The following is a 10,556-nucleotide window of genomic DNA, read 5'->3' as shown; positions in this document are numbered from 1 at the left end:
AATTTATACAATATTCACCAATTAAATCTCTTTATTTCTCAAACTATATATAAATGACTAATTTTTTCATCTTCTTATGCCTAAGCTTTCAAGTTATTATCTATACTGTTTGATAAGAAAAGAGGTACGGAAATAGAAAGACCTATGAAGCAGCTAGAAATTAAAGATCCCCATGGTATAGAAACTTCTAGTCTACGAAAACTTGAAAAACAAGAGAAAAAAGTCGATTCTCGAACACGACTTGAAGTTGTACCAATTATAATGTAAGGAAAAGTTGGTAAAGAAGCAGCCGAAATTTGTAATATACATCTTCAGTCTGTTTCCAAATATGCGAAGAGTTTTAATGAAGGTGGACTAGAGCTCTTTATTGGATCGTAAAATCGCTCCCTCCAGGACGTAAAAGTTTCCTTAATCAAGGTCATCAAAAACTCCTTAAAGGAAATAATTCTTACTAGTTTATCAAATGATCACGAACTAGGAATAACTCTATCTTGGACTATGCTAATTCTGAAAGTGTATATCCGTCACACCTACGATAGTGAAATAAGTGCAACTGGAATTTTACACATATTATTTCGTTTGAAAATTCAGTAGAATCACCTACCTTATACGCTTGCTAAAACCGCTTTGAAAAAACAGCATTTTTTTCGCATCAACCCCATATAACTTTAAAAAGCTGTTAACCGACAATATAGTACTCTTATATCAGGATGAAATGCATGCCAGTGTGACTATCTTTGGTACCGAGGAGGCACAAACAGGGGAAATCGTACACCGAGTCGCTTCTTCATGTAGAGAAGGAGATTTTTTAACAGTCCTTTAGTATGTATTAAACAAGTATAAAAATAAATTTAATTTTCATAGTTACAGTTGATGTTAAAATTAAGCATTTTAAGGTCGTTCAAGTTTTTATACGAGAACATCGTCATCACCAACACAAGCATCTATCAAAGAAGCGGTACAATCATTTTTTGAAGAAATTTCACAGGTACCTCAATCCGTACTACATAGGCTTGACTTAAGCTAAAGTAAATGTCAAAAATTCAAGTCAATTATATAGTGTACTAACTGTTATTCCCTATGTACATATACTGTCCATGGGTAGCTTTTACAATATTATCTTCCTTTTTCATTAAATTTGTCATAAATAAAGAAATATTGCTTAGTTCTACCCCAGTTTCTGTTTCAATTTCTTTCTTCAATTCCTTCAACGGCATTGCTACCTGGTGTTGTTTCAGTATATCTATAGCTGCATTTCTAAGAATCCATGTTTTTTGGTGATACCCTTTTTTCCTAAACTCATTTTTTTCCGAACTCTCTTGAATCTCCTCATCTAAGTTGTGCATTTGTTCATATTTGGTATCCTCTGCTTTACCTGAATGCCCCACTGTATAAGTAGATAATCTATCCTGGTTGTCCAGTTCCCTTAACCTGTTAAAAATTTCTTTCCTTTCTTCTTGAAACATTTTCCGATTTCTTTCTTCCATTTCAACAAGCTGTTCAAGCCTTACTTTTAAAGCTTCTCTTTCATTAAACATATTAACCTCCTATAAAAAATTTTATATGTTATAGACATTGAATCAATTCTATAACTTTGGAAATGACGTACTAAAGGCTTCTAAGCACAAAAGATGGAGTATCTATCCAAAATTTCCAAATGAATAAGTACCACATAAATTCTAATATTGAAAGAAAACTCCTTATGACTATATTATACGACATGAAATCCTGTTTGACCTACAAGAGATTTAAAACCAATCCAACGATTTGAAGCTATTTTTTCTATTAATGACATTGATACCATCGTCGTTGTGATAACTAAGAAGTTACATTTTTATAAACTAATCGAACTTAACTATATGGCAATAAATTATTCCTTTTTCACTATAATTATAAAGAGGATTCCATTTATATCTAATTTTATCAAATGGTACATCAAGCTGTTATTATTTATTATATTTTTGACAAAAACACCAAACAATTAAATACATTAGCTAAAGGAAATATCGAGATCCTCCTTTAGCTAATGATGTTCTCTATCAAAAGGTATACAAAGTGAAAATCGCAACTACTTAGATTCCTTCCAATACCAATAAAGTTAATTATATCAAAAATAAACTCGACAGCTATGTTTAGAATAATTCTATTTTTCCCGTTTTCATTACTTATTTTATGGATACAAATAAATTCTTTTTTTCTTTTTTAGTGTACTTAAAAAGCTTCGTGTCAGTGTAAAATTATGTGCACCTGTTCCACATTTTTCATGAACATACTGTGACATAACTTTATCTACACTCAACGCATATAACCATTATGTTCTTTTCACTTTCGGTTTATCTAGTCCATGGAATGAAAGTGGTTTATGACTGTTTGTAGAGTTTTTAATGTAAAATTCAAAAGCCGAAGCACGATTTGAAACAACTTGAAGTTATGGGGGAGATATTCAATTGTTTTTTCTTGTGATTTGAATAGGTAATATACTTCATTAGGCCTTTGATTATAAACTTCTAAAAATTATTTGTGGTTCACACACTTTCCCTCCTACTTTTTATATTTTCAGTGTTAACAAGAATTTGTGCAGGTAAACTTAAAAATCAATATAGCTCTTAGAAGATATAGAACACCAGTTAGAGTATCAAAAGTTTAGAAAACTATATTTAAGTGCCTACCGCTCTGGAATGTGTAAATGCTTATCTCACGCAATTATTTCAATTGAACAATGTTCATTATTGAACGGGAAAATACACCAAATTTTACTTTTAACTAGTGACGTTAATTTACAATGTTTCAAAGTTAGCTGCCAACTGAATTAACACTATCTTAAATCAACACCAAGTGACTGAGGCATAAAAACTTCAACAGAACCTAAATTCTGAGAGGATGTGCTTTTAGAAAATGAATTTTCCCGAAATATTAAATTCACTCTTTAAAATATTACGACATTTTCGTATACTAATTATTGTAAAAAAAATATTATCAGAGGGGTGAAATTTTGCACGTAGGGCAAAACATTAAATTTCATCGTACAAAAATGTCTCTTACTCAAGAAGAATTAGCATCAGGATTAATTTCCATTTCCTACTTATCTAAAATTGAGAATGGCCAGATTACTGCTAGCTCTGATATTATAGAAGAATTGTTTAACAGGCTAAATATTACGGAGGATGTTCAGCACGACCAAAAGCTGTGTGAGGAGATTCGTTTGTGGTATCAGCAAATAGTCGATAGAGATATAGAAAAATCTGCTGAAACCTATAATAACCTCTCAAAAAAAATTACAATTAAAAGCTCTTTTGAACCATACTCTCTATTTCAGCTTGTCAATATTAGATTTCTTCTAACTTTAGGAAAGCTTCAAGAAGCTAAAAATCTTTTCAAGAAAATTTCAGGAATTTCAAATAATTTTTCAAAAGAAATGTCTTTCTATTATTTCAAATTTAAAGGTAACTATGAATATATGAACAATGAGTTTGAAAACGCTTTTGATTCTTATAAAGAAGCTGAATCCCTTTTTAACAGTGATACACCTTCTCTTGAAAAAGCAGATGTTCTTTATTCATTAGGGCTTACTGCAACTAAAATTGAAAAACACTTTCAGGCAATCGTTTTTACCAATCAAGCACTTGACATATTCAGAGAGATTTATAATCTAGACCGTAGCAGCGAATGTCACCTACTTTTGGGTATTCTTTATCAGCGGATGGAACAATTTGATGAAGCTGAGACAAATTTCAACTGGGCAAACATACTTGCAAAGAAGATCAGGAACGAAGAGGCTTTGGGCATTATCGAACATAATATAGGGCATTTTTATTATCTAAGAGGCGATAAAACCAAAGCATTAGATCATTACAAAAAGAGTTTGGATCTTAAACAGGAACATAATTACGATGGAAAATTAATAACTATATTATGTATCATAAAAGCACTGTATAACAAAAAAGAAAATAGACAATTACTTTTATGGATACAAAAGGCAGAAATATTAGAAAGGAAAACAAAAAATCTAGAGTTAAAACACGAGTATAAACTACTTAAGCATTTACACAACAAAGAATTTGAAGAATTTGTATATTACGCAAAAAAAATTGCACTTCCTTATTTTGAAAAGAACAGCTTGTACCGTAATGCCATCTACTACTCAGAACTATTAGCAGAATATTTTAAGAAAAACCAAAAATATAAGCAGTCTGCTCATTATTTTGAGTACTGTAAAGAAATTCTAAAAAAAATTAAAAAGTAAGGGTTTTTATCATAAAAATACTTACTTGCTTTTTCCGTGATTATCCTAATTTTTGTTTGCTCTACGCAAGGAGTTTCCTCACCCCTTAACATTAACATAGTATAAAATAGAACTAGAATAAATTAATCGTAAGAGAAAACTGTTGTGAAATTCTCGATAGCCTTCTCTTACAATTAATTAAGTAGTTTTGATAACATTTACTAAGAAGACCGAAACGTTTGGAAGGGATAACCCTTCCTCCAAATTTTCATAATCGCACAATATACAATAGGTTGTATGTAATAGGGCGAAAAACCGGAATCATGTAACTCTCAAATGGTTTAGCAGTCACAAATTCCCCATAAATTTCTCTAATTCCTAATAATATCCCCCTGTCCTTACAAATGATATGGGGTGTCAAATCTGCAGGATTGCCCCCTAGTTTGTAGCCATGAAAAACTCTATATAGATTTTACTTAAAATTAATCAAGTTACCGATGCTAATCTTGCAATTGGAATTGGAATGGATATAGCTAAACGAACTCATTACGCTAATCATCATTGATGAGCCAGGTCTTGTGCTACAAAAAGCATTTCCTGTTTCTTATGCAAGAAGGAATTGGACTGTTCTATCGGCGTATATTGGCAACTATGAAGGAATTTGACAAGACAGAAGTAATGATTGGAATCATTAACATTTTTTTAAGGATACAGATATCTTCTAAGAAATTTCGGGTGAAATTGTTCTCTATCTTTTTTACTTCCACCCGATGAGTAATTGCCCCTTCCCCCTTGAGATTAATAAATTCATTGATCCTTTCAATTGTAGAAAGGAGAAAACTATCTAGATTTCTGATTCGAGGTTTAAAATGAAAACCAAACATTCTTAATATACAGAAAATACCTTAGGTATAACTTACTGTACCTTCGGAAATCATAGTTATCTTCCTTTCATCATAAATCCTCACTTCCTTAGATTTTTTCTCCATGTTGTATATTTTGCTTTGCATTTTGTTGGAATTTATCTACTTTGAGTTGGATGAACAAAACTCCAAACAGTGTGACTCCCCCACCTATAACGGTAAGTAAAGTCGGTACCTCTCCAAGCCATATCCATGCAATAACAAATGCAAGAGCCGGTGTTAGGTAAAGAGAACTTGTAGCTTCCGAAGCACCAACACGTGATGTAACGTACGCTAATGCAAGGTAAGGAATAACCGTAGGGAAGAGACCTAAGTAAACAATGCTAAGTGTTGATTCTATAGATGATTTCATCATTTCACTCGTTAGTCCTGGGAGAAAAAAAAGCATAAAAAATGTCCCTGCCCAAATCGTATAGGTTGTAAATGCAAAAAATCCATACTTTTTTAAATAACGTGTTTGAAAAACAAAATATACACTTTCTGAAAAGGATGCTAAAAGAATAAACAAAATCCCACTAGTAATTTCAACATCTCCCTCTGTAGCAAATGAAATCAAAGCTACTCCCAAAAAACTTATAACAGATCCAGTCCATCTCGATAATCCAAACCGTTCACGCAGAAACCAAACAGCTAAAAGAGCCGAAAAAATAGGAGTTGTTGAAACAAGAAGACTCGCAACACCTGCACTCACTGTTTTCTCTCCAATGTTTAAAGCTGTATGGTAGACAGTAAAACCTAAAAAACCTAACAATAAAATAGCAGGAATATCCTTTAATTGTGGTAATCGCATACGAATGATTATAGCAATAAATACAAGCAATGCAGAGCCAATTAGTAATCGAAAAAGAGCAAGATGTTCAGGTGTATAGGATTCTAATCCAACCCGTATTCCTGGAAAAGCTGAAGCCCATAGAAAAATAGTAAGACCATAAGCCACTATAACACGAAAATCCCATTTGATTTCCATCTCATCACTTCCTCTTATAGAATTAGAAAGCAGCCAATATCTTTTCTACTTCGTTAATATTTCTCATCTTAATAAATACTTAGTAATATGTCTCCAACCAGTTGAACAATTACTAACTCAACCACTTTGAATCGAAAACAATATGAAAGGAGAGTTTTTAGTGAGTAGTATCGTTTGTGAACACACCAAAATTTTCTTTAATATTAATAATTTTCTAATTCTCAAAAAAACGCCTACGGAGAATAACCAATTAGAAGTAAAATTCCGAACCGGTGAAAATTAGCCGAGTCGTTTAAAGTAAACCGAAGTACTGTCATCACTGCTTTAGAAGAATTAATAGCAAATGGAGTGATTGAGGGGAAAATGAGAACAAGGATGTAACTCGTCACATATAGGAAGCGCATAGAATAAAGACCAGATTAAACTAGCTATCTACATCTGGAAAAAATAATCTATTCAGTATAGAAAAGACAAAATGAAGTCGTACAGACTTTACTACTGCAGATTGCTATAATCAAGAAATATAAGTGAGTAGGCTATCCTCACAGCCACTTTGTAAAATATGGAAATGTTAATAAAAAATGCTGTTACAAGAAAAAGCATCCCTTTCTCAACAAGCAAAGGACCGTCAAAAATGACAGTCCTTTTCAAGATTAAGGAATGTTTTTACCTTGTTTTCTGAAATTTATAGGTTAGTTCTTCATTAACTACCTTAAGCAATTTTTTTTCATTTTCATAGATAAAAAAATGATCTCCTGGAAAAAGGTGCATATTAAAATGGTTTGTCGTAAGTTCTTTCCAATGTTTCAATTCCTCTGTTTTGATTGACGGATCATCTATACCACCAAAGACTGTTATTGGACAACTTAACATGCTTGATTTTTCATATTGATAATTATCGACAAGTTCAAAATCAGCTCTTAGAATCGGTAAAAACAGGTCCATTATCTCATGATTATCCAATACTTCTTCTGGTGTACCATTCATTTTTCTAAGTTCCTCGATAAATTCTTTTTTCGGAAGATTATATGTAGGTGTCTCCCTTTTAGACACTTGAGGAGAACTTTTCCCTGATAAAAATAGCCTTATAGGCATCTGCCATGAACGTTTTTTCATTTCTATAGCCAATTCGTAACTTATTAAAGCCCCCATACTATGACCAAAGAAAGCGTACGGTATAGGGCTGTTAAGAACAGGCTCCAATTCATCTGCAAGGAAAGAGATTAACGTTGGCAGAGACCGAATAGGCTCTTCTGCTAGTCGATTTTCTCTTCCTGGAAGCTGTACCGGGCAAACTTCTACTTCTTCAGCAAGAATTTGATTCCATTGGCGGTAAGCCAATGCACTACCTCCTGCATAGGGAAAACATAAGAGCCGGACCAAAGGTTTTTTTTGAGGTTTATAATAATAAAAACTATTTTTATTGATACTCAAGCTGACTCCTCCTTTTTTATTTTTCTAACCTTGAATTTTATTATATTTTTACTTATTCATTTATACTGACATAGCTTTTCGACATCTGCCCGCTTAATAAGTCTGAGGCATCAAGAAAGTTTAGGGATTCAGGGAAGGGCAGTTTATCTGTACAAACCGCTAAACTATATCCCTTATCCAAATAAAAATCTTTACAATACCAAGAAGTGATAAAGTTCCCACCCAACGGGTAAACTTGATAACTGTCAGAAGCTGGTATAGGAACAAACTCCACTTTTTCCAAAGGATAGGATAATCCTGTTCCTAATGCTTTCACAAATGATTCTTTTCGAGACCATAAACTAAAAAAAGTAGGGATGGAATCTTCCTTGTTACCAGTAAGTACTTCTAACTCAGTTCTTGTAAGAACACTCTTAAATAAATTTATATCAATCTCCTCAATCTTCTCCGTATCTACTCCTATTCTCCCAGCCGAGGTGATGGCACATACTACCCATTCGCCAGAATGGGTAAGGTTAAAATCACCTTTCCATTCAGCTGGTTCTTTAAGAAAAGGCCGTCCATTTTCAAGACGCTCAACAATCAGTTCCTCCTCTGGCATTTGAAGAGCAGTAGCAAGAGCATAGCGGGCTAGAAGTACTGCTAGAAGCGCCCTCATTTTGTCTTCATTTTTTTTAAATTTAAGGATTCTTACCTTGTCTGCCAGATGAATAGTCTCTAATATTCCATCAATTTCTATACTATCCCAACTTACCGAGTTTCTGACTGCATATAATGTAATCATGTTCATCACCCACTCTCTAGATTGCCTATGCATTTTAAAACTGCATAGGCATCTTGTTTCACTAGTTCACAACCTTAATTTTTTCTTTGATCCAATTACCTATCTCTTCTACTATATACTCAGGAACATTACCAGGAAGCAGATACTCTTCCATAGTTCCAGGTCCTTCTCCCTCTACGTAAGCGTGATTTAACTTTTTATAATAGCTAAATACTGCATTCCTATTCTCCGACAAAACTTCCTTCCATTTTTCGAAATCATCTTCTGTTATATTAATATCCCTTCCTCCCTGAAGTACTAAGAACGGAAAATCTTTTAGTATCGAGGACTGGCTAGGAATATAATCTTTTAAACTATGCCACCATTTAACACTCGGAGCTAAGCGAAACTTTTTCGGGTTAATTTTATCGATAGGAAGATATTGAATCATCCTCAGTTGCTCTCTGCACAGTTTCAATTCTTCGGAAGATAAACCAGGTAAGTCTGTTTTATTCAGAAGCATCTCAACTGCAGAAACCTGGGGATTTGGAGCAGATAGCACAACTCCCCCTGCTATCCCTTCCATTTCTTTTCTATCCAAGATATCAGGAAGCATCCATCCTCCCCGACAGTGTCCGACCAGGAAAATGTCATCTACTTCTATTTTGTCTGTTTCCCTTAGAAACTTTACTGCCTGAACTGCATCTTCAGTAAATTCATCCGATACAGTATAGTCTTTAAAAAACTTAAAACGTTTGTTCGTTCGTTTTTCATAACGTAAAACAGCTATATTCTGGCTTGCCAGCCCCAGGGCAATATCTTTAAACGGCTTAAGTGCATATAAGCGCGAATCACGGTCTACCTCGCCGTCTCCAGGAATTAGGATTACTACAGGAATTGGACCTTTCTTCTTTGGTATTGTCAATGTAGCCGGAATTTTTATATCCCCTGAGCCTATAAGAACCTCTTGTTCGGTATATAATTCTGGCTTAACATAAGCTGGAATCTTATAAGACGGTTCAAAATTAGCAGTTCCTATTCCTTTTATCTCAGATCCAATCGGATCCTGAACGGTAAAGCTGTATTGTTCGGTATTCATTCTATTCCGTATGCTATCAGCTAACTCCTTCAAGATTGGGTATAGAAAAAGATCATTTAAGGTAAGCTTTATATTCAGTTCCTGCTGTAACCTTGAAACAAAGATTATGCCTTTCAGTGACTGTCCTCCCAATTCAAAGAAATTATCATTAATACCTATATTGGGAACATCAAGAATTTCTTCCCATAAATCCGATAATTTTTGTTCTATAGGATCAGAAAAAGAAAAAGTATACTTTCCGACCCTTCTTTGTTTAGGACTTGGGAGTCTATTCTTATCTATTTTTCCATTGCTAGTAAAAGGGAAAGAGTCTAGCTGCAGGAAGTGTTCTGGAATCATAAATTCCGGAAGCTTACTTGCCAGATAACGTCGCAGTTCACCTGCCTCCAATTCGCCGCTCAGAACAACATACGCACAGAGACTAGTATTTCCTTTTGTATCTTCTCGGCAGATAACTTTTACATCTTTTACATCAGGAAAATTCAACAAGGTAGCCTCTATCTCTCCAATCTCAATTCTATAACCGCGAATTTTCACTTGTTCATCCTGTCTGCCTAAATATTCAATTCGTCCATCTGGAAGCCATCTTGCCTGATCACCTGTACAATATATTCTCGCTCCTGGTAGTAGTGGATGATCAATAAAACGTTCCGCCGTTAGTGAAGGCTGATTTAAATATCCTCTTGCAAGTCCTTCACCTCCTATACAAAGTTCACCAGGGACACCAATAGGCTGCAATTGGCCTAATGGATTTATAATATAAACCTTTTTGTTATTTATAGGACGTCCGATACTTACTTTTTCCTCTACTTCATCAGAGAGTGTAGTACAAACCGTAGCTTCGGTGGGACCATAAGCATTTATAAATCGGCGATTATAGCCCCATTGGGCAATCAGTTCTTTCGAGCAAGGTTCTCCAGCTGTTACCAATGTAGTAAGGCTCGGCAATTCACTTTGCGGAAGCGCCCTTAAGTAAGATGGAGGCACTGTAAGAGTGCTGATGGATTTCATTTCCAGATATCGAACAAATTCTTCACCAGACAACAGTTGTTCTTTGCTACAAATAAATAGGGTAGCACCAACCAATAATGTGTGAAAAATCTCTTCAACTGATGCATCAAAGCTACAAGAAGCAAACTGAAGGACCC

At 34.2% G+C, this 10,556-nt stretch carries 6 protein-coding genes and 1 pseudogene; 2 read left to right on the top strand and 5 right to left on the bottom strand.

Annotated features, from left to right (window positions below; genetic code table 11):
* Positions 1-1,064 precede the first annotated feature (1,064 nt).
* Positions 1,065-1,538 carry a Rok-like winged helix domain-containing protein gene (locus tag ABWK52_RS06730; RefSeq protein ID WP_098508609.1) on the bottom strand — a complete coding sequence of 158 codons (474 nt, stop codon included), beginning with the start codon at positions 1,536-1,538 and terminating at the stop codon, positions 1,065-1,067.
* 1,454 nt (positions 1,539-2,992) lie between these two features.
* On the opposite strand from ABWK52_RS06730, the gene ABWK52_RS06725 reads away from it, so the two are divergent.
* Entirely contained in the window at positions 2,993-4,243 is a 1,251-nt protein-coding gene (locus tag ABWK52_RS06725; protein WP_098542038.1) for a tetratricopeptide repeat protein, read from the top strand.
* Positions 4,244-5,194: 951 nt separating this feature from the next.
* Here ABWK52_RS06725 and ABWK52_RS06720 read toward each other — a convergent pair.
* A complete protein-coding gene (locus ABWK52_RS06720) occupies positions 5,195-6,112 on the bottom strand; it encodes a DMT family transporter (protein ID WP_098508614.1) in 918 nt (305 codons plus the stop codon).
* A gap of 246 nt (positions 6,113-6,358) precedes the next feature.
* Here ABWK52_RS06720 and ABWK52_RS06715 point away from each other — a divergent pair.
* A pseudogene (locus tag ABWK52_RS06715) lies at positions 6,359-6,478 on the top strand (GntR family transcriptional regulator); the annotation flags it as partial.
* Between the two features lie 300 nt (positions 6,479-6,778).
* Here the strand turns inward: ABWK52_RS06715 and ABWK52_RS06710 are convergent.
* From ABWK52_RS06710 to ABWK52_RS06700, 3 genes are all read right to left on the bottom strand, one after another.
* On the bottom strand, positions 6,779-7,546 hold the full coding sequence (locus ABWK52_RS06710; RefSeq protein WP_098508615.1) for a thioesterase II family protein: 768 nt from the start codon (positions 7,544-7,546) through the stop codon (positions 6,779-6,781).
* Positions 7,547-7,598: 52 nt separating this feature from the next.
* Positions 7,599-8,330, bottom strand: coding sequence for a 4'-phosphopantetheinyl transferase family protein (locus tag ABWK52_RS06705; protein WP_176527140.1), 732 nt, complete (start codon positions 8,328-8,330; stop codon positions 7,599-7,601).
* A 61-nt stretch (positions 8,331-8,391) separates the two neighbouring features.
* Positions 8,392-10,556, bottom strand: a 2,165-nt coding sequence (locus ABWK52_RS06700) for an AMP-binding protein (RefSeq protein ID WP_141537401.1), incomplete at its 5' end; no start/stop codon positions are given.

The sequence above is a fragment of the Bacillus sp. AP50 genome (genome assembly GCF_040492675.1).
GTDB lineage: Bacteria > Bacillota > Bacilli > Bacillales > Bacillaceae_G > Bacillus_A > Bacillus_A cereus.
The sequence above is the reverse complement of the archived record's forward strand: the minus strand, read 5'-3'. Positions and strand labels throughout refer to the sequence as shown.

Excerpts from the sequence above, each read along its gene's own strand:
- ABWK52_RS06730 (WP_098508609.1), bottom strand. The coding sequence starts at position 1,538 with ATGTTTAATGAAAGAGAAGCTTTAAAAGTAAGGCTTGAACAGCTTGTT.
- ABWK52_RS06705 (WP_176527140.1), bottom strand. The coding sequence starts at position 8,330 with ATGATTACATTATATGCAGTCAGAAACTCGGTAAGTTGGGATAGTATA.
- ABWK52_RS06720 (WP_098508614.1), bottom strand. The coding sequence starts at position 6,112 with ATGGAAATCAAATGGGATTTTCGTGTTATAGTGGCTTATGGTCTTACT.